The following is a 19118-nucleotide window of genomic DNA, read 5'->3' as shown; positions in this document are numbered from 1 at the left end:
TGACCGGCGCCTGGGCTTGACCCATCATGCCCGAAAACAAGGAAATGAGGCCAGGGGATGAGGACAGTCGACACGGTTGCTGCGGAAGCCGACGTCCAATCGGCGGTTTCGCCGCGCATCGCCTGGTTCAGCGTGACGATCCTGCTGCTCGTCGCGATCATGTCGTATCTCGACCGGCAGATCATCTCGCTCATGGTCGAACCGATCAAGGCCAGCCTCGGCGTCAGCGATTTCGAGATCGGACTGCTCCAGGGCGTGGCGTTCGGCCTGTTCTATGCCGTGTTCGGCTTGCCGATCGGATGGCTCGTCGATCGCTATTCACGGCGCAAGATCATCTATTTCGGCATGACCCTGTGGTCGCTGGCGGCGGGTGCTTGCGGGCTCGCCTCCACCTACACCCATCTGCTTCTGGCTCGTTTCGGCGTGGGTGTCGGGGAGGCGTCGCTGTCGCCCGCTGCCTATTCGATGATCGCCGACCTGTTTCCGCCAAGACGCCTGGCCCTGGCGCTGGGCGTATTCGCGACGGGATCGTCGATCGGCGGCGCGCTCGCCTATATGGCAGGGGGCGCACTGATCGCGAAGTTCGAGGCGATGGGTGCCATGGCATTGCCGGGTGTCGGCGTGCTGGAGCCGTGGCAGCTGGTCTTCCTCGTCACCGGGCTGCCCGGCGTCGGCATCGCCGCCCTGATGTTCCTCGTTCCCGAGCCGGTTCGCCGGCACCGCCAGCTCGACCTTGACGCTCCCGATCGGGGCGTGATGCACTTCCTCCTCGCCAACCGCCGCTATTTCATCTGTCATTTCCTCGGCTTCGGGCTGGTCGCGGTCATGGCCTACGGCACTGCGGCCTGGGCACCGGCGATGCTGATGCGCCGCTACGGCCTCGGTGTTGCGGAGGTCGGCATCATTCTCGGCACCGTCGGCGCGCTCAGCGGCATTCCCGGTTTCATCTTCGGTGGCTGGTTCGTCGATCGCTGGTTCGCGCGCGGCCAGCGCGACGCGCATCTGCGATACTTCGTCTATGCCTGCCTGATCGGCGTCGCGATGGCGATCATCGCCTTCCAGCTTGCCGATGGCATCCTCTGGCTGTTCATCCCGGCCTATGCGCTGCTCCATTTTCTCCAGCCGTTCACCGGCCCGGCCGTCGCGCACCTCCAGATCGTGACACCCAATGAATATCGCGGGCGTATTTCCGCGCTGTTCGTGCTGGTGTTCAACCTGATGGGCATGTGCCTTGGACCGCCCTCGGTCGCGTTCATCACCACCTTCGTGCTTCACGATCCGATGCAGGTCCATTGGTCGCTGACGATCATGTATGTGGTTGTAGGTCTGTGTGCGGCCGCCCTGTTCCGGCTGGCGCTGGCACCTGCGCGGCGGGCGGCGGAGGCCGTGGCATGAAGCTGGCCGGGCGACGGATCCTGATCACCGGCGCGGCCTCCGGCATCGGTCGCGCGACGGCCGAGTTATTCGCTCGCGAAGGCGCGGCGCTGGCGCTGCTGGATCGCAGCGACGACCTCTTGCGATCGGCGGCCCAGGCAAGCGGTGGAACGGCAGTGCTCGCCGATCTGGCGGACGAAGCTCAATTGCTCGCGGCCGTAGCGAAGGCGGCGCAGGCGATGGGCGGGATCGACGGCATCGTGAATGGCGCGGGCATCGCCGGATCGCAGCCGCTCGACGCGCTTGACCGCGAAAGCTGGGACCGGTTCGTCGCGATCAACCTGACCGCGCCCTATCTGATCTGTCGCGCGGCCTTGCCCCATTTGCAGGTCACCGGGAACGCGACGATCGTCAACATCGCCTCGGGGCAGGCGCTGTTGCCCAACGCGCCGGGCATCGCCGCCTATGCTGCGACCAAGGCGGGGCTTGTCGCCTTCACCAAGGCACTGGGCGCGGAGCTCGCACCCAGGATCCGCGCCAATGTCGTCGCCCCGGGTATCGTCGATACGCCGATGGTCCAGGGCGTGCTCGGTGGCTATGCGCGCCCGGACGACGCGCCATTCGTCCAGCAATATGCCATGAAGCGGGTCGCACGGCCCTCTGAGCTCGCCGAGGCGATCCTGTTCCTGAGCAGCGAAGCCTCCTCCTATGTCACCGGCACGGTGCTGGCAGTCGATGGCGGCCGCACCTTTCACTGATCAGATGCGGATCTTCGCGTCGTTCCAGTAGCGCGCGCGCAAGTCGCGCTTGAGCAGCTTGCCGTTGGGCATGCGCGGCAGCGCCTCGACAAAATCGACGCTGCGTGGACATTTGTATTTGGCCAGCTTCGACTGGCAGTGCGCCACCAGTTCGGCGGCCAGTTCAGCCGATGCGGACTGTCCGGCCGCCAGCTGCACCACGGCCTTCACCTCTTCGCCATATTCGGGGTGCGGCACGCCGATCACCGCGACATCCTCGATCGCCGGATGGACGGCGAGCACATTCTCCGCCTCTTGCGGGTAGATGTTCACCCCGCCGGCGATGATCATGTTGGTCTTGCGGTCGGTGAGGTAGAGATAGCCCTCCTCGTCCAGATATCCCATGTCGCCGATCGTGGTCCAACCGTTGCGGTCATGCGCTTCGGCGGTCTTGGCCGGATCATTGTGATATTCGAACACCGTCCAGTCCGACGCGAAATAGATCACGCCCACCTCGCCGGCCGGCAGCACCGCGCCATCCTCCCCGACGATCCGGACATCGGGCGAGCGCCCCACCGAACCGGGATGTGCCAGCCATTCCTGCGGCGTGATCGCGGTCAGACCATTGCCTTCGGTCGCGGCGTAGAATTCGTAGAGCACCGGTCCCCACCAGTCGATCATGGCCCGCTTGGTATCCTGCGGACAGGGCGCCGCGGTGTGGACCGCATGCGTGATGCTGCTGATGTCATAGCGATCGCGATCCGGCACCTTGAGCATGCGGATCATCATCGTCGGCACCAGCCAGGCCTTGTTCACCCGGTATTTCCCGATCGCCTCGAGCGCCTCGAGCGGATCGAAGTCGCGCATCAGCACGACCGTTCCGCCCGACCGGTGGGTCGACATCGCGAAATTGAGCGGCCCGGCATGGTACAAGGGCGAGGGGTTGAGGCAGATCGTCTCCGCGTCCCAGGCATAGAGGCCGCGAAGCATCTGGTCGCCCGCGCCAAGCTGGCCGAACGCCGCGCCCGTGATGCGGCGCTTGATTCCCTTGGGTCGCCCGGATGTGCCGGACGAATAGATCATCGAGGAACCTTCGAGCGACGCATAGTCTGCCGCCGCCGGCGGGTCACCGTTTTCGGGTGCAAATCCGGAGGGGCCGCCGCGATCGCACAACCAGATCGCCACATCGGCGCAGGTCTCGGCCACCCCAGCCAGCACGTCGCGCCTTGCCTCGCTCGACAGGATCGCGCGTGCACCGCAGTCCTGCACGATATAGCCGACCTCGTCGGCGGTCAGATGCCAGTTGACCGGTGTATAGTAGAGGCCGGCGCGCTGCGCGGCCCAGGCCGCGACCATGAAGTCCGCGCGATTTTCCATCAGGATCGCGACATGGTCCTCGGCCTTGATGCCTTCTGCCGCAAGCTGGCCGGCCAGTGCATCCGAACGCGCTTCGAGTTCGGCATAGGTCAGCAGCGTGCCCGCGCCAGCCATGATCACCGCAGGCCGGTCGGGCGTTTCCCTCGCATGGTGCGCGAGATGCGGCAGCGTCGCTTTGCTCATGAATTCCTCTCCGGCTTTGCGCCACCCTTTGCCGCATCTCGTACCGGAACAAGAGGCAAGGCCGCTCCATCACCCATATGCTGAATGACGCGACAATATGGGCGCGCGGGCAAGGCTGGCCTATCCCGCCACCATGACCCCACGATATCCCAAGATGGAATTCGGCTCGGTCGATCCGCACTGGTCGCGCAACAGCGAGCTGGCGCAGCATTACAATGCGGCGTCGATCGTACCCTCGCATATCGAGCCCTATCTGGTCCGGGTCATGCTCAAGGCGCGGCCCCGCGTGGCAAGCCACGACCCGCAACTCTCCCGCGATATCGAGGTCTTCAACAAGCAGGAAGTCGAGCATTGCAAGCGCCACAACGCTTTCAACAAGATGCTGCGCGAAAAGGGTTATCCCGGCCTGATCGACTTTGAGAAGCGGCTCGCCGCAGAATATCGGGACTGGCTCGAGAACCGGTCCCTGCGCTTCAACCTCGCATATTCGGAAGGGTTTGAGGCGATCGGATCGAGCAATGCGGAAACCTTTTTTCAGGTCCTTCCGCTGCTCGAGCGCAGCGCCGACCCGGCTGCACTCGAGCTCTGGAAATGGCATCTGGCCGAAGAGTTCGAGCACCGCCACGTCTGTTTCGACGTCTATCACACGCTTTACGGGCGCGGCCCGTTAGCATGGCTCTATCGCTGCTGGGGCTATCTCTACGCCTATCGCCACCTGACCCGCTTCATGGACGGCGTGGCCGATTATCTGATCGCGATCGACCGGGAAAGCATGTCGGAGGCGCAGCGGGAGAAGTCTAAGATCAGGGTCGCGGGGCACCGCAAGATGACCCGCAAGCGCGACCTGAAACAGATGCTCACCGTGCTGTCGCCCTTCTACAACCCGTCTCGCAAACGGCCTTCGGCGGCGATGACCGCCTATCTCGCATCGCTCGCCCCGCCGGGCTGAACCAGCGACCGCAGCATATCCGTGATCGTTCGGTTCCGGGAAGGAATTGACGTTTCGTCACATTGAACCGCGCGGCAGGATGCCGGCACGTCCGGCGGGTTCGATAACCGGCTCAGCCGGACGGGCAACAAGACAAAACAAAAAAGCAAAACATCATGGGGAGAAACCTCGAATGACCCGCTTCACACGAATCCTGTTGGCACCGCTCGTCATGGGCATCGCCGCGGGCACGGCACCGGCATTTGCCCAAACCAGCGCGCCTGACGCCCAAGTCGATCCGCAGCTCGAGCGTGGCACGCAGGAAATCGTCGTTACCGCGCGACGTCGCGAAGAACGGCTGCAGGACGTGCCGCTCGCGGTGACCGCGCTCACCTCGGACTCGCTGGTCGAAGCGAACATCGTCACGGTCGCGGATCTGCCCCAGAAGGTACCGGGCCTCACGATCCAGCCCTCGGCATTCGGCTCAAACGTGCTGCAGGTCGCGATCCGCGGCCAGCGCCAGTTCGATCCCTATATTACCAAGGATCCGGCGGTGGCGGTATATTTTGCCGATGTCGTGCAGAACCGTCCGCAGGGACTGAACTCCGCCTTTTTCGACGTAGCATCGGTTCAGGTGCTAAAGGGGCCGCAGGGTACGCTGTTCGGCCGCAACACCACCGGCGGCGCGATGCTGATCACGCCACAGGCGCCGACCGACCAGTTCGAGGGCTATGTCGTCGGCGGCTACGGCAACTATAATGCCTGGCGGCTCGAAGGCGCAGTGAACGTCCCGCTGGCAGACTGGGCCAAGCTGCGCGTCGCGGGATCGCTCCAGCGTCGCGACGGGTTCACCAACAATGTCACCACCGGCCAGAAGCTCGATGACGAGCACAAGGACAATTGGCGGGTGTCGCTGACCCTGTCGCCGGCGGATGGCATCGAGAACCGGACAGTTGTCAGCGGGTTTCGCGCCGACGAAAACGGCATCGGCTACAAGCTGCTCGGCCGGCTTCCGGGGATCGGGTTCGGCTCCGCCCCCAACGTGGTCGCCGAACTCAACCGGGTGAATGCGCTGCCGTTTCACAGCACGACCAGCGACCTTGTCCTCAAGACGAAGATCAAGACCTTTTCGGTCTCCAACGTGACCGAGATCGACATCGCCCAGGGGGTCACGCTCAAAAACATCGCAGGCTATCGCTTCGTAAGTTCCAGCATCCCGTTCGATCTCGACGGGTCCAGCCTGACATTCACCGATGCGGCCGGGAGCGTCATTCCCTATTTCCCGTCCCGCGAAGACATGACGGTGCGGCAATATAGCGACGAGCTTCAGTTGCTCGGCACGATCTTTGGCGGCAGCCTCGACTATATCCTGGGCGGCTTCTATTTCCTCGAGCGCGGCAGCGACCGCCAGCAGACCGGCGGTCAGGGCGGGGTCTCCGCCGGCGGCATCTATCAGGGCGACCGCGTCACCTTCGCCGACCCGGTCCGCAATCAAAGCTATTCGGCCTTTGCCCAGTTCACCTGGCGCCCGTCTTTCGCGCCCGGGCTTTCATTCACCGCAGGCGGACGCCAGACCCATGATCTTCGCCAGCTCACCACGCGCAACATCGTCAGCAATGGCAGTTGCCGCCTGGTCGATGGCGCGGGCGTGCCGCTGAACCCGTGCCTCACCTCCTATTCGAAGAGCTATGACAAGTTCACCTATTCGCTCACCGCGGACTATAAGATCGCGCGCGGTGTGCTGGTCTATCTCGCCCATCGCACCGGCTACCGCACGGGCGGCTTCAACATTTCCGCAACGACGCCGGCCCAGTTCACGCCGTTCCTGCCCGAGGACGTGACCGACTATGAAATCGGCATGAAAACCGATTTCCGCATGGGTACCGGCAGGGGACGGCTGAACATCGCCGCCTATACCCAGGACTATCGCAACATCCAGCGCAACCAGGGGTCGCTCATCAACGGGGTCTTCACCCAGACGATCGTCAATGCGGCGGAAGCGACGATCAAGGGCTTCGAGGTCGAGCTGCAGCTTCAACCGGTCGATCTCATCGATTTCGGCGTCAACATCGCCCATGTCGATGCAGCCTATCGCCGCTGGATCGCCAATGGCGTCGATCTTTCCGGCTCGCAATTTGCCGGAACGCCCGAATGGACGATCGGCGCGAATTTCGGGCTGCGCATACCGCTTGGCAATGCCGGAGAGCTCGCGCCGCGGGTCGATCTCTACCATCAGACAAAGACCAACATGTCCGACAATAACTGGGTCACGGCGCAACAGCGCGTGTCGCCGACGTCGATCATGCGTGACTATACGCTGGTGAATGCGCGGGTCGACCTGCGCGACATCGGCGGTAGCCGCATCAGCGCCAGCCTGTGGGCCAAGAATCTGCTGAACGCCGAATATGTCGCGAGCGGCACCGAACTGGCCAATACGGGCCTTGGCTACACTGCAGGGTTTGTCGGTGCGCCACGCACCTATGGCTTCGAGGTGCGGTTCGAGTTCTGAAGGGACAGGCGTCGAACAGAAAAGGGGAGCCGGTTCCGACCGGCTCCCCTTTTCATTGCCGATGGCAGGCGGGGTTCAGGCCGGCTCGGTTTCAGCGAACAAGCGCCGGATCGCGCCCAGATCGGCCTTGAGCGAGGTCGTGCGCGGCAACTGGTCAAGGATGAGAATGCGGGCCGGCACATGGTGCACGACCAGCATCTTCTTGGCGTAGTCGCGCAGCGCTTCCTCGCCGACGCGCGGTGCGCCGTCGCGCAGCTCGACCGCTGCGACAGGAACCTCGCCCAGCCGTGCGTCGGGCAGGCCGACAACGGCCGCGTCAAGGACCGAAGGGTGCTCCTGCAACGCCGAAACGATCTTTTCAGGCAGCACCTTGAACCCGCCCCGGACGATCGCACCGTCGCCGCGCCCGCGGTGAAAGACGAAGCCGTCCATATCGATCGTCACCAGGTCGGTGGTGCGGATCCAGCCGTCCTTCACCACCGGCACGATCGCTTCGAGATATCCGACCTCGCCGGCAGCCACGGGTTCGCCCGTCTCGGGGTCGGTGACACGCAGTTCGATGCCGGGAAGCGCCTTTCCAATCGCGCCGCGCTTGCTGTCGCGATAGGCTTCATAGAGCGCCGGGGTCCAGCTGATGATCGTCCCGCAAAACTCGGTCGCGCCATAAGCCCAGATGACCTTGACGTCATAGGCCGCTTCGAACTGTGCAGGGCGGTGACAAACCAGGCCACTGGAGCGCCGGTGATTTGCTGAGCGCGGCGGTGTAAAAGCCGGCCATTGGATAAGGTTGCTCCTTTTGGAGCGGCCAGGGATGTTTGCCGTGGAGGTCTACGCAGCGGTTCGTCGTTTTGTGTTCGTGGAAGGGAACAGCCAACGGGAAGCGGCGAAAGTGTTCGGCCTGAGCCGTGAAACGATTTCGAAGATGTGCCGGTTTTCGCTGCCGCCGGGCTACACGCGCACGAAGCCCGTGGCGAAGCCGAAGCTGGGATCGTTGTTGCCGGTGATCGACCGGATCCTGGCGGAAGACCGGACGGCGCCGATGAAGCAGCGGCACACGGCCAAGCGGATTTTCGAGCGCCTGCGCGACGAGCATGGCTACGGTGGCGGCTACACGGTGGTGAAGGATTATGTCCGGCAATGCCGGGCGCGCGGCCGCGAGACGTTCGTACCGCTGGCGCATCCACCGGGCCACGCGCAGGTGGATTTTGGCGAGGCGGTGGGCGTGATCGGCGGCGTCCGGCAGAAGGTGCATTTCTTCTGCATGGACCTGCCACAATCGGACGCCTGCTTCGTGAAGGCCTATCCGGCGGAGACGACCGAGGCGTTTCTCGACGGGCACGTGTCGGCGTTCGCTTTCTTCGGCGCTGTGCCGCGCTCGATCCTGTACGATAATACCACGATCGCGGTCGCGAAGATTTGCGGCGACGGTAAGCGCGAGCGCACCCGTGCGTTTACCGGTCTGGTCAGCCATTACCTGTTCACGGATCGCTTCGGTCGCCCCGGCAAGGGCAACGACAAGGGGAAAGTCGAAGGGCTGGTGAAGCACGCCCGAACGCACTTCATGGTGCCGATCCCGCACGCGGCGAGCTACGATGCCTTCAATGCCGAACTGGAACGCCGCTGCCGCGCCCGGCAGGAAGAGCGGGCTGGGCGGCACAGCCAGACGATCGGCGAACGGCTCGTGGCCGATCTCGCGGCAATGTGTCCTGTGCCGGTCGGGACGTTCGAGCCGTGTGAAACCAGGGCTGCGCGCGTCTCCTCGACCGCGCTGGTGCGCTACCGGACCAACGACTACTCGGTTCCGACCCGCTACGGCTTCCAGGACGTGGTGGTGAAGGGCTTCGTCGATCAGGTCGTCATCTTGTGCGGCGGCGAGGAGATCGCCCGCCATCCGCGCTGCTATGGCGAAGCCATGTTCGTGGCGAACCCACTGCATTACCTGGCGCTGATCGAGAGCAAGCCTGGAGCCCTTGACCAGGCCGCCGCACTTCAGGGCTGGGATCTGCCCGAGGTGTTCCAGCATCTGCGCCATCTTCTGGAGGCGCGGATGGGCAACAAGGGCAAGCGCGAGTTCATCCAGGTGCTGCGCCTTCTGGAAGCGCTCCCGATGGAGGTGGTCACCTTCGCGGTGAACGAGGCGATCCATATCGGTGCGATCGGCTTCGATGCGATCAAGCAGATCGCGCTTGCGCGCATCGAGCGTCGGCCTGCCCGGCTCGATCTAACCGCCTATCCGCACCTGCCCAGGATGGAGGTGAAGACGACGCGCGCCGCCGACTACGCCGCTCTCCTGCCGGAGCTGGCGGCATGAGCCGGGCGGCGGACGACAAGATGCCGCCCGGTACGACGGCGGGCACGCCGCAGGTTCTGCTGGCGCATCACCTCAAGCAGCTCAAGCTGCCCACGGTCCTGCGCGAGTATGAGAAGCTGGCCCGGGAATGTGCGCGCGATGGCGTTGATCACACCCGCTACCTGCTGCGTCTCATCGAACTGGAGCTGATCGACCGGGAGCGCCGCACGGTCGAGCGCCGGATCCGTGCTGCCCGGTTCCCGGCGGTGAAGAGCCTCGATACCTTCGACTTCACGGCCATCCCCAGCCTCAACAAGATGCTCGTGCTGGAACTGGCACGCTGCGAGTACATCTTGCGCCGGGAAAACATCATCGCGCTTGGCAACAGTGGCACGGGCAAAACGCACGCCGCGCTCGCCCTGGGACTGGCCGCCTGCCAGAAGGGCTTCACGGTCGCGTTCACCACCGCCGCAGCGCTGGTGAACCAGTTGCTGGAAGCCCGCGACGAAAAGCGGCTGCTCAAGATGCAACGCGAGCTTGCCGCCGTGAAGCTGCTGATCGTCGATGAACTGGGCTACGTTCCGCTCTCCCCCACGGGCGCGGAACTGTTGTTCGAGACCTTCTCACAGCGTTACGAGCGCGGATCGACCATCGTCACCTCCAACCTGCCGTTCGAGGACTGGACGCAGGTCCTCGGGTCCGAGCGGCTCACCGGAGCGCTGCTCGACAGGCTCACTCACCACGTCAGCATCCTGACCATGAACGGCGACAGCTACCGCCTGAAGCAATCCGCCCACCGTCGCCGCGCTGCCAGGGCGGAGCAAAACCAGGCCACCCCCGCCGACTGACCCGCCGCAAAACGGCAAATATGCAAAGGGCCCCGATCGGGGCCCTTTGCATATAGTCCGCGTTCATCCTCAATGGCCTGCTTTTACTCCGCCATGCTGGCCTGAAATCCGACCGCCGTTGACACGAGCCTGGCAACGCCATTGCTTCCAGCTTATTCACCAGTTCGGCAGCCGTGGACGACAGGACCTTCCGAGGCTCGAGTGCGATCCAAGCAAAAGCCGCAATGTGGGCGATCATAGTAGCCCGGATTAACCAAGCATTCTGTTCCTTCAAGGTTTTGCCTTCGGACATCGGATCAAGCGCCTCGAGCAATTAGCGCGTGAAAGCGCTTGGGAGTGACAATTAACAGAACCGAAGGCGGGGCACGCCCCAGGGCCAGTTCTGCCGCAGTATCCCAGTCTGTCTTAGACGGGCCCTGATCGGCCAGGTGGCTATGCCAGGTGCCCACATCGAACAGAGTCTGCCCACTTTTGAGATGGCGCTCTTCGATGCTGCGGTGAAGCCCTTGGGTTCCAAGAACGAACATGCCGGCTGACCGGGTACTGTCTGCCGGTGCGTCCAGCAGATCCACAACCGTAACAGTTTTCAGGCGTTCGCTGCTCAATCCGATCATCAGGCCGCCCGTCTCAACGCCTGGGTATCGACGCGCTTCATCTCTAATCTGTTTTGCGACGCGAGCGGAGATACGAAGTTCCCAGCCGCCACTGCCGCCGATCGACACGGTTTCGAACGGTGGTACCGTTTGCCGCGTCCACCGCATTGAGGAGCTCTCGGCATCAGAGGTTCCAAGCACGATCGTCCCGTCGGGAGCCGCCTCATCGGTGGCGCGGTTAATCTCTTTTGCGATGCCCGCGGTCATCATCGAAAGCTGCGCATCGTCTATGGTCATGGTGAGCGAACCGCATCCCTGACCGATCTGCACTTCGGCCAGACCCGACCCGGGATCGAACAAAAGCGCCGCGACTTCCGGATTCTCAAGCGTGGCGTACAATTCCGCCATGAGATCGCCGTGGTTGGGGTTGTGATCCTTGCCGTCGGCAAGCAGATAGCCAACGCGCCCTCTGCCAAAGAGAGCGGCTTCGAAAAGTCTGATCCGATCCCGGGGTTTCATCGCGTGGATCAGCGCCTCGCGCACTGAGAGTGACGCCGTTGCGTTGATCACGGCCTTTGTGCCAGCAGGGATTATGCTCGCGCGCCGCGCTGGGTCCCGAAGGCCGAATGCGATGTCGCCTGTAAAAGTGCTGGGCGCTTGCTGAAGGGCTCGTAGCTCGTTGGCCAAGGCTTCCGATTTGTCAGAGCCGATATGCTCTCCACCCATCGCATGGCGTGCCATGTTATGTGGGCGCAGCCAACTTGCATCGCTTATGGCCGAGACAGATTGGCCAGCGCGCGCAGCATGCATCGCGAGTTTCGAGCCGACACTGCCGGCGCCGAGTACCGCAACGCTCGGGCGTTCAGGGACTCCCGACAGGGTGCGAAGAAGGCCAGGGGTCAACGTCTGATAGTGAATGGCAGGCGCCACTGGCTCGCTATCACCCTCGGGGAATAGGGATGTCCGTCCCGGGAAGGGGCGTATCTCGACAACATACGGCAGCAACTCGATCGCCGAGGTTGAGCCAGTGAGCGTAAATGGCCGACGAACGCACAAGACCACGCCAACCGGTATCGGGGCCGGCAGATGAAAGCCGGCGAAACAGCGCTCAAGGTTGGCGAGAAAGAGCTCTAGGCCGCGTTCGCATCCAAAGTCCTTCGCGCGGCGGCGAAGGTCGCCCAGCGTCGTGACATCTTCCGGAAGATAGCGGTCGCTAATCTGATCGCCGCCTCTGGCCGGCTTGTCGGGGGCTATGATGCCGACCACGGTCGAGCCTTTTGTGACGTCACGGACCTCAGGCGACACCAGAAAGAGGGTATTGTCGGTACGGCTTAGCGGAACGGCAGACCCATCGCTGGTTATCCATGTGGTCGCGCCGGCGTTCAGGGCCGACGCATGACCACCCCGGCGGACAAACTCAGCCTTCCACGTTCGGAACCCTCCAGATTTCGGCGCTGCGGTTCGCGCGGTCTCTGCGTCAAGCATCAGCACATCGGACAAGCCGCGACGCATCATCGGCTCCCAGCCTTGGCGAGGATCAATCAGATGATCGATGGCTGCCTTTCGAAGCCACACAGCCGCTTGCTCGACCAAGTGGAAGATGCCGTACTCGACGAGTCCAAACTGCAGGAAAAACTCATCTTGGTCGCCCTCGACCAGGCAGGGCCGGGGTGGCGCTTCGGGGGCAGTGGGCAGAAGGTGCGCGAAGGTTCGAGGAAAGTCGTCCCGCAGATGCACGCGCGGAGAGCGCCAGGGATACCCCGCCGGGATGATGAAGGTTACGGGCTCAACGACACGAACGCCCGTGCTGCTAACGCCGTCGTCCTTCGCGTCCAGCGGCATTTCAACGCGAATATCGAGACGAACACCAGCCTCAGGCAATACGGCCCCGTCAACGCACTCCGGGTGACTCATTGCCACCCGGAGGATGTGTTTGGCGGCCATGTCGTCAGTATCGTTGCTCACCGCCTAGCTGCCATGCGGTCGTGCTTGCGCCGCCGTTGCGCCGATACCCAGCGCGGTCGCCGCGGCCTTGGCAGCATTCTTCACGACCTTGATAATCCCGCTCGAGACGATGTCGTACTTGAGAGGCTGGCTCTCATCGTCCCAGACATCGGTCACGCAAACGAAGCGGTCCTTCTTGTCATCAACGATTGAGATGTATTCGCGCTTTGCGCGATCGCTAGGAGGGTCAGCGTCTTCCGGGTCGATATGCTCGCAGCTTGCGACGATGACGGCGCCCTTGCGGGTCTGAGAAAGGGCGTTGCGAGCGCCTTCGCAAACTTCCGCCTCTTCACCGTAGGTCGAGTAGCTGTAGTAGCTGAGGCTGTGCCAAGAGCAGTGATGGGGCGCCTGCAGAACGTCGTACGTCAGCCAGTCCGCGTTATACGCGCCATGCTTGTCCCAGAGACGTTCCCAGATGGCGACCTCCGCATCTCCGCCGGTGAGGAAGCGGCACTTATCCGCATATCCCGCGCCGCGAATTGAGAAACGAAGGATTACGGATGAACGGTTCTTCGCCAGAAGCGCGTCCAAATCCTCGTCGTCGCCCTGCGGAAGCGGCGCGAGCAGACGGGCCTCGAACGCGCCCGCGGCGACCCGATTGAGCGCGTTGACCACGCCCTCAGCCTTGATCACGATCCCGAGAATATCGTCGGTCTTGCCGTCGATGTCCTCACCCATGATCTGAATGCGATTTCCTTCGATGCCAGGCGAACGCGTTTCGCGATAGAGGGCGACCCGGCGGCGCGCCTCCTTGGCCCACGCCTTCGCATCGGGGCAGAGGACGTGGCGCGACGAAGCCCGGCGGAAGACAATCGGCGACGACCAGATCTCGCGGATCAAGATCTTGTCGTCCTCCTCGTCCCACTCATCAGGAGGGCCAAGGTGAAAATGGCGCTCGAGTCCGCCGATATGATCCTTGTCCGGATGGCTCAGCAAGAAGCCGTCGACAAAAAGCCGGCCCTTTTCGTCGCGGGTCAACCTCGCGCGCAGCATCGCCATCACATCGGGCGTATCGTCCTCCGGATCATCGGCCGCCTTCCGAACATGCAGGTCGATAAGCAGCTTCTGCTCATTGTCGAGTTCCAACAGCGTCATATCGCCGTTGCAGACCGGAAAAAAGGTAAGCGATGCGGTCATTTGAGTCCCTTTCATTCTTTTCAGACCCGGCCGCATCCCCTCCATTGCGATCGTGTTAACTTTACCGATAGATTAAGTTCTGGAAAAAATCAACGTGTGGGCGCGCCCAAAAAAGGTGCTAGACGAAGTCCAACTTAATGAATAACTTAAGCTCTGAGGTGGAACCTTGGATCCAGCCGGTCGGACAGCTAGCGAGCATTTGGCGATGCGCTTCGAAGGCGCTCGGCGACGAATCGCTATGCGCGAGTCAGACTGGCAGGCTCTTCAGACGCAAATTTCTCTTGCGGTGTTTCTCAGATTGCGGGCCGCGTTTCGGCGTTTTTGTGAAGGATGCGATAATCTCCCGACCCAGGTGTTTTGCCGGGTGGATGGCGATCCTCATGGCCGACTTGAGCAGTTCATCGCCGATGGCGTCCAAGTGATCGGACGACGCGGCACCGACGAGACCCTTCAGACTTTCTTCACTACCGAGGTGCGGATCGCTGCACGTCTGCCGCTGGTTGAGCCAGCTGCGCCGGCGCAGGCGATGTTACCGCTTGTTACCGTATTGCAGCAGAAAGGAACGGAGCGATGACCAAAATGACGCAGGGGAGCGCCGCTACATGCGATGCTGAGACCTTCGCCGTGGAAGCCGCGGAGGCCGATTTCACGCTGGCGGTGCAGTGCGAGATTCAGAGGCTGCTGAATGACAAGGGTTTACGCGCACGCGACTTGGCGAGGCGCCTTAACGTGACCGAGGCACGCGTCAGTCAGATGTTTGGTGATCAGGCCAAAAACCTCACCATCAAGACAATAGCGCGAATATATTATCACCTCGGCGAGACGGCTCACATCACATCCTTGCGCGAGTTTGAATCCCTCACCTCGGCGCATGTCGAACACGGTGACGATCGTTGGACTGTGAGCGGGCTTGTGCACGATGTCGAGGTCCCATCCAATATCACGATCGACGGCCCACATGGCGAAGGCGCGAGCGTTGCTGGGCGCTTCCTAGACAGTTGGGTGCGCGCCGAAAGCGCAGAGGAGATCAAGCCTCGTCGTTTCGCTACTGTCCGCTAGGAGCTACTGACTTGGCTCAAGATCCACACAAGATGGACGCGCAAACCTACAACAGCATTGTCGCAAGGGCGAACCTGCGAAGCATTAGGCTTACAACAAATCGGTTTGATATGAAGCCAGAGGCGCTCGATCTAGATCCCGATGCCTGGCGAAATAATATCAGCGCGACTATGGTTCAAAGCTATCTAGAGCCAGAATCCGGGTCGCTGTACGGAATCCTATCATATGAGGTCGTATGCCGTCAGGGCCGGAAGCGCATCTTGTCGGTTAGCGCTACCTATTTCGTGAGCTATAAGATTCAGGGCGAATGCGACCAGGCCGCGGGCGAGCTTTTTGTGGAACGGGTCGGGAAGGTAGCAGCGTATCCGTATTTCCGGACGTTGGTTGCGTCTCTAACCTCTCAAGCCGGTCTAATGATGCGGCCGCTGCCGGTACTGAGTTTCGCACCTCGCTCGGTAGATTCGGCAGCAAACCTCGAACAGTCTAGACTGGTGATTGGAACGTTGGAGGCGCGGGCATTGCCCTCGGAGCAAGCAAGCTAAGCGCTACCCAATAAATGGGCCACGCATTGATGGGCATCGTCGCTCTGAAAGGCCGCGCATCCTCCGGGAACGTTCAACCAAGACAGGCGGGTCCCATGCAAATCGTCCGTGTGCCGACCGTCGCGGCCTCAGCGACTGCGGCGTGTCGCCCACCAACGGCAGCTCCAGTGCGCCAGTCGACTGAAAGCCGCCAGACCGAAAGCGGCCCATGAATTGCCGGTCGGCTCTCGCCAAGGTCGGTCAGGCGGTTAGGCGTCCTCATTGTCGCCGTTCGCGCCCGCCATCATCCGTCGCCGAAGCCGCAATTCGATGATTCGGCTGAAGCATTGAGAAATGGCAACCGCTAGGGAAGTTCTCCTAATTTCCAGCCCAACGGGTCGCGGCGATCGGATCGCCGATCAGTTATGAGGAATCGTTCACCCGTACCCCAACCGGCCAACCGGCCCGCCCGGTGATTACGGCAGCCTATCGATCATCGTCGAGCCAAGGGCATCGGGATGCGCCGCGACAGCGGCCGCGATGGCTGGTTTCTGAAGGACTGGCCATGGAGGCGGCTGACGGCACGACGCTCGGTCCGGGCTCGATCGGCACGCCGTTTCGGCAGCCGCGAGTTCCGCGCGCGCTTGCGCGTTTCGCTATTGTGCTCGCGAAGGCAGTGTGGGAGCGATGGCTTCGGGCGGGAATTCCGCGAGAGCGTTTCGGTGCATGGCGAGCGGTTCAGGTAGCTGGAGGGGCTGCCATGCTCGTCGAGGCACGTGCGTTGGGTTCTCGCGCCAGAAAGAGGGGGCGGCGAACATGCCAGCGGATCGTTCGGAGCGTGCCGTTTGGGTCTGGCTGATCGAAGCCTTCTCGATCGGGACTGCCGCCAGCTTTCTCGCCGCTTCGGCGTTGCTGTGGCTCGTCTTCTCGACCTGGAACCTCGATTTCTTCAGCCTGGCGACGCCGGGCGACGTGCTGATGAGCGGCCTGTCTGCGGCGCTCCGGCTCCTGCCCTTCGCGTTGCTGGCATGGGCCTATTGGCGCTACGAGGTTCTGGGCACGCGACGAAACCTCCTCATCCTCGCCATAGCCCTGCTCGCCTTGTATCTGGCGCGGGAGTTCGTCCGACAGCGCTACATCGACACGTATATCGGTGCCGAAAAGAGCGCGTTCTTCGAATGGTATTTCACCCTGCACATGTCGCTGCCGGGGACTTGGGTGGTGCTTGCTGCGGCAGCGGCCATTGCTGCCGGTACGGTCGTCAGGCTCGCGCGCGGAAGCAGCCAGCGCGCTCGCAAATGGATTGCCTTCGGGCTTGCGGCATGCGCTGTGGTCACCATCGGTGGGCTGGTGGGGCAACTGAAGAGAACCGGCTTCGAACCTGCGGGCATCAGCGTCCGGCATCATCAGGACGATTGCGTTTTCAGCTTCATCCTGTGGATCGGCGAGCGCTTCACGGTCTTCCGATGCACGCCTGACGAGATCAGGGTCGTCCGGTCGGAGGGGCTGTCGCTGTCGGCGCGCGGCCCCCGCCCGCAACGCGGCTGGGCTTACCAGAAGACCGAACGCGACTATCGCCGGGAGTATCGGCAGGAGCGTAGGGAAGCGCTTCGCGAGCGGCGGATCCGCGAATGGCGGCTGGACGAGGAGCGCAAGCAAAACGCCCTTGGAAACGAGCAATTTTTCATCGCCGACCCCGAAGGTGTGGGCAATCAGGCGGTCGTCTCGCCGAGCAAGTGACGCCCGGTATTGTCATGCGTGCGCATCGAGATTGCCGGGGCGGCAGCTTTTGCAGGCTCGCTTCCTCAAAGCGGACGGACCGCTAGCGTTTAGAGTTTCGGACGCCGTGAGGCGTCGGAAAGTCGGCGGTGCCCGAACCCGCGGGCCTCTGGCGTTGGTCTATGTGGTTTTGGGTTTTGGCCTGCTCTGGGCGGCGGCGGGTGTTGCCGGCAGGCGGACGGATCGGAGAGCGGACCGGCTGCTTTTCGGGCGATGAGGCGGGCGCTTGGAAGCGGACCGTCCGACTTTTGCAGCGATGCGTCCGCTTTTGCGCGGGCTCGAGGCAACACCCGTCATTCTCCGCGACAGGCATGCCGCGGGGGTAACCGGCGATCGGCCGTGCCGGGTCACGACGGCGGGCTCCCGGATACGACGGCCAAGGATGGCGGTGCGCGAGGCTGATATCGGCGTTCGAAGAGCTCGATGATGACCATGCGCCCGCCGCAGCATGGGCATGGCGGCCTGACGTTCGGCTGTTCCTCAGGCATGTCTTCGACGGCAGGTGGCGCGACCGCAAGAAGTTGGCGAGCGCGTTCGAGGCTGGTCCGTCGGGTGCCGCTGGCGAGCAGGCCATAGTGGCGGATGCGATGGAACCCGCGCGGCAGGGCATGCAGCAGAAAGCGGCGGATGAACTCGTCGGTAGCCAGCGTCATGACTTGCTGACGGTCAGCACTGTCGCGGCGATAATCCTTGTAGCGGAACGTGACGCCGTCCTCGTCGAACCGGAGCAGACGGCTGTTCGAGATGGCGACCCGGTGCGTGTAGCGCGACAGATAGGCAAGCACCGCCTGCGGGTCCGCGAACGGCGGCTTGGCATACACGACCCAGCGCTTCTTGCGGACTGGTGACAGGTGCCTCAGGAACGCCCGTCGGTCGGCAAGATGCGCCAGGTTGCCGAAGAAGCCGAGCTGACGAGCATCATGAAGCGCGAGCAGGCGGGTCAGGAACAGGCGGCGGAACAGCGCGCCGAGTACGCGCACGGGCAAGAGGAACGCCGGTCGCGCGGAGATCCAGCTTGCCCCGTCGAGCGAGATGCCGCCGCCCGGGACGATCATGTGGATGTGCGGGTGATGAGTGAGCGCCGAACCCCAGGTGTGGAGTACGGCGGTAATGCCGATGCGCGCGCCCAGATGCCTGGGGTCGGCGGCGATGATCTGCATCGTCTCCGCCGCCGTGCGGAACAGCAGATCGTAGACCAGCGCCTTGTTCTGGAACGCGATGACGCCGATCTCAGCGGGAAGCGTGAACACGACATGGAAGTAGCCGACCGGCAGCAGGTCGGCCTCGCGCTCGGCGAGCCAGGTACGTGCGGCGACGCCCTGGCACTTGGGGCAGTGCCGGTTGCGACAGCTGTTATAGGCGATGCGCCAATGGCCGCAGTCGGTACAGGCCTCGACATGCCCGCCCATCGCCGCGGTGCGACATTGCTCGATCGCCGACATGATCTTGAGCTGGTGCAGGCTCAGATGCCCGGCATGCGCCGAGCGGTAAACAGGTCCAGCAGCGCGGAAGATGTCGGCGACCTCGATGGAGGCGCGCATCCCGCCTCAGCCGTCGGATGCGCCTTTGTCGGGTGAGGCCAGCGCCAACCGGTCGAGTGGACTGACGACCGCGCGCATCGTCCTGGTCGCGACCTGGGTGTAGAAGGCCGTTGTGTTGAGCTTGGCATGGCCGAGCAGCGCCTGGATGACGCGGATATCGACGCCGTCCTCGAGCAGATGCGTCGCAAAGCTGTGTCGCAGGGTGTGTGCAGGGCGGTGACAAACCAGGCCACTGGAG

14 protein-coding genes and 1 pseudogene are annotated in these 19118 nt (G+C 63.1%); 9 read left to right on the top strand and 6 right to left on the bottom strand.

Features of this window, described 5'->3' with window-relative positions:
- The first annotated feature begins 57 nt into the window (after window positions 1–57).
- On the top strand, window positions 58–1395 hold the full coding sequence (locus BDW16_RS13790; RefSeq protein ID WP_066580643.1) for a spinster family MFS transporter: 1338 nt from the start codon (window positions 58–60) through the stop codon (window positions 1393–1395).
- Window positions 1392–2132 carry an SDR family NAD(P)-dependent oxidoreductase gene (locus BDW16_RS13785; RefSeq protein ID WP_066580745.1) on the top strand — a complete coding sequence of 247 codons (741 nt, stop codon included), beginning with the start codon at window positions 1392–1394 and terminating at the stop codon, window positions 2130–2132. The genes BDW16_RS13790 and BDW16_RS13785 overlap by 4 nt, the downstream gene beginning before the upstream one ends.
- Here the strand turns inward: BDW16_RS13785 and BDW16_RS13780 are convergent, their stop codons facing one another.
- Complete coding sequence (locus BDW16_RS13780) at window positions 2133–3671, bottom strand: acyl-CoA synthetase (RefSeq protein ID WP_174532073.1); 1539 nt, start codon at window positions 3669–3671, stop codon at window positions 2133–2135.
- 133 nt (window positions 3672–3804) lie between these two features.
- Here BDW16_RS13780 and BDW16_RS13775 point away from each other — a divergent pair, with 133 nt between their 5' ends.
- Both BDW16_RS13775 and BDW16_RS13770 read left to right on the top strand, forming a co-directional pair.
- Window positions 3805–4620, top strand: a complete 816-nt coding sequence (locus BDW16_RS13775) for a metal-dependent hydrolase (RefSeq protein WP_157926344.1) — start codon at window positions 3805–3807, stop codon at window positions 4618–4620.
- A gap of 172 nt (window positions 4621–4792) precedes the next feature.
- Window positions 4793–7108: a TonB-dependent receptor gene (locus BDW16_RS13770; protein ID WP_066580639.1), complete on the top strand. Its 2316-nt coding sequence runs from the start codon at window positions 4793–4795 to the stop codon at window positions 7106–7108.
- A gap of 75 nt (window positions 7109–7183) precedes the next feature.
- Here BDW16_RS13770 and BDW16_RS13765 read toward each other — a convergent pair whose 3' ends face one another.
- The gene (locus tag BDW16_RS13765; RefSeq protein WP_277868949.1) at window positions 7184–7834 is read right to left on the bottom strand and encodes a class I adenylate-forming enzyme family protein; all 651 of its coding nucleotides are present in this window, start codon (window positions 7832–7834) and stop codon (window positions 7184–7186) included.
- An 85-nt stretch (window positions 7835–7919) separates the two neighbouring features.
- On the opposite strand from BDW16_RS13765, the gene istA reads away from it, so the two are divergent.
- Entirely contained in the window at window positions 7920–9419 is a 1500-nt protein-coding gene (istA, locus tag BDW16_RS13760) for an IS21 family transposase (RefSeq protein ID WP_066582067.1), read from the top strand.
- The gene (gene istB / locus BDW16_RS13755) at window positions 9416–10246 is read left to right on the top strand and encodes an IS21-like element helper ATPase IstB (RefSeq protein ID WP_174532086.1); all 831 of its coding nucleotides are present in this window, start codon (window positions 9416–9418) and stop codon (window positions 10244–10246) included. Before istA ends, istB begins: the two co-directional genes overlap by 4 nt.
- Before the next feature lie 296 nt (window positions 10247–10542).
- Here the strand turns inward: istB and BDW16_RS13750 are convergent, their stop codons facing one another.
- Window positions 10543–12804 carry a Mov34/MPN/PAD-1 family protein gene (locus BDW16_RS13750; protein ID WP_125958883.1) on the bottom strand — a complete coding sequence of 754 codons (2262 nt, stop codon included), beginning with the start codon at window positions 12802–12804 and terminating at the stop codon, window positions 10543–10545.
- 3 nt (window positions 12805–12807) lie between these two features.
- Window positions 12808–13980: a ComEC/Rec2 family competence protein gene (locus BDW16_RS13745; protein ID WP_066582058.1), complete on the bottom strand. Its 1173-nt coding sequence runs from the start codon at window positions 13978–13980 to the stop codon at window positions 12808–12810.
- Between the two features lie 238 nt (window positions 13981–14218).
- Between BDW16_RS13745 and BDW16_RS13740 the strand changes: the two genes are divergently transcribed.
- The 3 genes from BDW16_RS13740 (at window position 14219) to BDW16_RS13725 (ending at window position 17300) form a co-directional block, all read left to right on the top strand.
- Complete coding sequence (locus BDW16_RS13740) at window positions 14219–14554, top strand: hypothetical protein (RefSeq protein ID WP_066582057.1); 336 nt, start codon at window positions 14219–14221, stop codon at window positions 14552–14554.
- A complete protein-coding gene (locus BDW16_RS13735; protein WP_066582055.1) occupies window positions 14551–15039 on the top strand; it encodes a helix-turn-helix domain-containing protein in 489 nt (162 codons plus the stop codon). The genes BDW16_RS13740 and BDW16_RS13735 overlap by 4 nt, the downstream gene beginning before the upstream one ends.
- Before the next feature lie 1247 nt (window positions 15040–16286).
- Window positions 16287–17300, top strand: coding sequence for a hypothetical protein (locus tag BDW16_RS13725; protein ID WP_125958882.1), 1014 nt, complete (start codon window positions 16287–16289; stop codon window positions 17298–17300).
- 386 nt (window positions 17301–17686) lie between these two features.
- Here BDW16_RS13725 and BDW16_RS13720 read toward each other — a convergent pair whose 3' ends face one another.
- Both BDW16_RS13720 and BDW16_RS13715 read right to left on the bottom strand, forming a co-directional pair.
- Complete coding sequence (locus BDW16_RS13720) at window positions 17687–18880, bottom strand: IS91 family transposase (RefSeq protein ID WP_066582090.1); 1194 nt, start codon at window positions 18878–18880, stop codon at window positions 17687–17689.
- A 6-nt stretch (window positions 18881–18886) separates the two neighbouring features.
- Window positions 18887–19087 (bottom strand): annotated as a pseudogene (locus tag BDW16_RS13715) (tyrosine-type recombinase/integrase); the annotation flags it as partial.
- Window positions 19088–19118 lie beyond the last annotated feature (31 nt).

The organism is Sphingomonas koreensis, from assembly GCF_002797435.1.
GTDB lineage: Bacteria > Pseudomonadota > Alphaproteobacteria > Sphingomonadales > Sphingomonadaceae > Sphingomonas > Sphingomonas koreensis.
This window is presented reverse-complemented; position numbering and strand designations above follow the sequence as displayed.

Bases quoted from the DNA above. Each gene is read 5' to 3' on its own strand.
- BDW16_RS13790 (WP_066580643.1), top strand. From the start codon at position 58: ATGAGGACAGTCGACACGGTTGCTGCGGAAGCCGACGTCCAATCGGCG.
- BDW16_RS13785 (WP_066580745.1), top strand. From the start codon at position 1,392: ATGAAGCTGGCCGGGCGACGGATCCTGATCACCGGCGCGGCCTCCGGC.
- BDW16_RS13780 (WP_174532073.1), bottom strand. From the start codon at position 3,671: ATGAGCAAAGCGACGCTGCCGCATCTCGCGCACCATGCGAGGGAAACG.
- BDW16_RS13775 (WP_157926344.1), top strand. From the start codon at position 3,805: ATGACCCCACGATATCCCAAGATGGAATTCGGCTCGGTCGATCCGCAC.
- BDW16_RS13770 (WP_066580639.1), top strand. From the start codon at position 4,793: ATGACCCGCTTCACACGAATCCTGTTGGCACCGCTCGTCATGGGCATC.
- istA (WP_066582067.1), top strand. From the start codon at position 7,920: ATGTTTGCCGTGGAGGTCTACGCAGCGGTTCGTCGTTTTGTGTTCGTG.
- istB (WP_174532086.1), top strand. From the start codon at position 9,416: ATGAGCCGGGCGGCGGACGACAAGATGCCGCCCGGTACGACGGCGGGC.
- BDW16_RS13745 (WP_066582058.1), bottom strand. From the start codon at position 13,980: ATGACCGCATCGCTTACCTTTTTTCCGGTCTGCAACGGCGATATGACG.
- BDW16_RS13740 (WP_066582057.1), top strand. From the start codon at position 14,219: ATGCGCGAGTCAGACTGGCAGGCTCTTCAGACGCAAATTTCTCTTGCG.
- BDW16_RS13735 (WP_066582055.1), top strand. From the start codon at position 14,551: ATGACCAAAATGACGCAGGGGAGCGCCGCTACATGCGATGCTGAGACC.
- BDW16_RS13725 (WP_125958882.1), top strand. From the start codon at position 16,287: ATGGCGAGCGGTTCAGGTAGCTGGAGGGGCTGCCATGCTCGTCGAGGC.
- BDW16_RS13720 (WP_066582090.1), bottom strand. From the start codon at position 18,880: ATGCGCGCCTCCATCGAGGTCGCCGACATCTTCCGCGCTGCTGGACCT.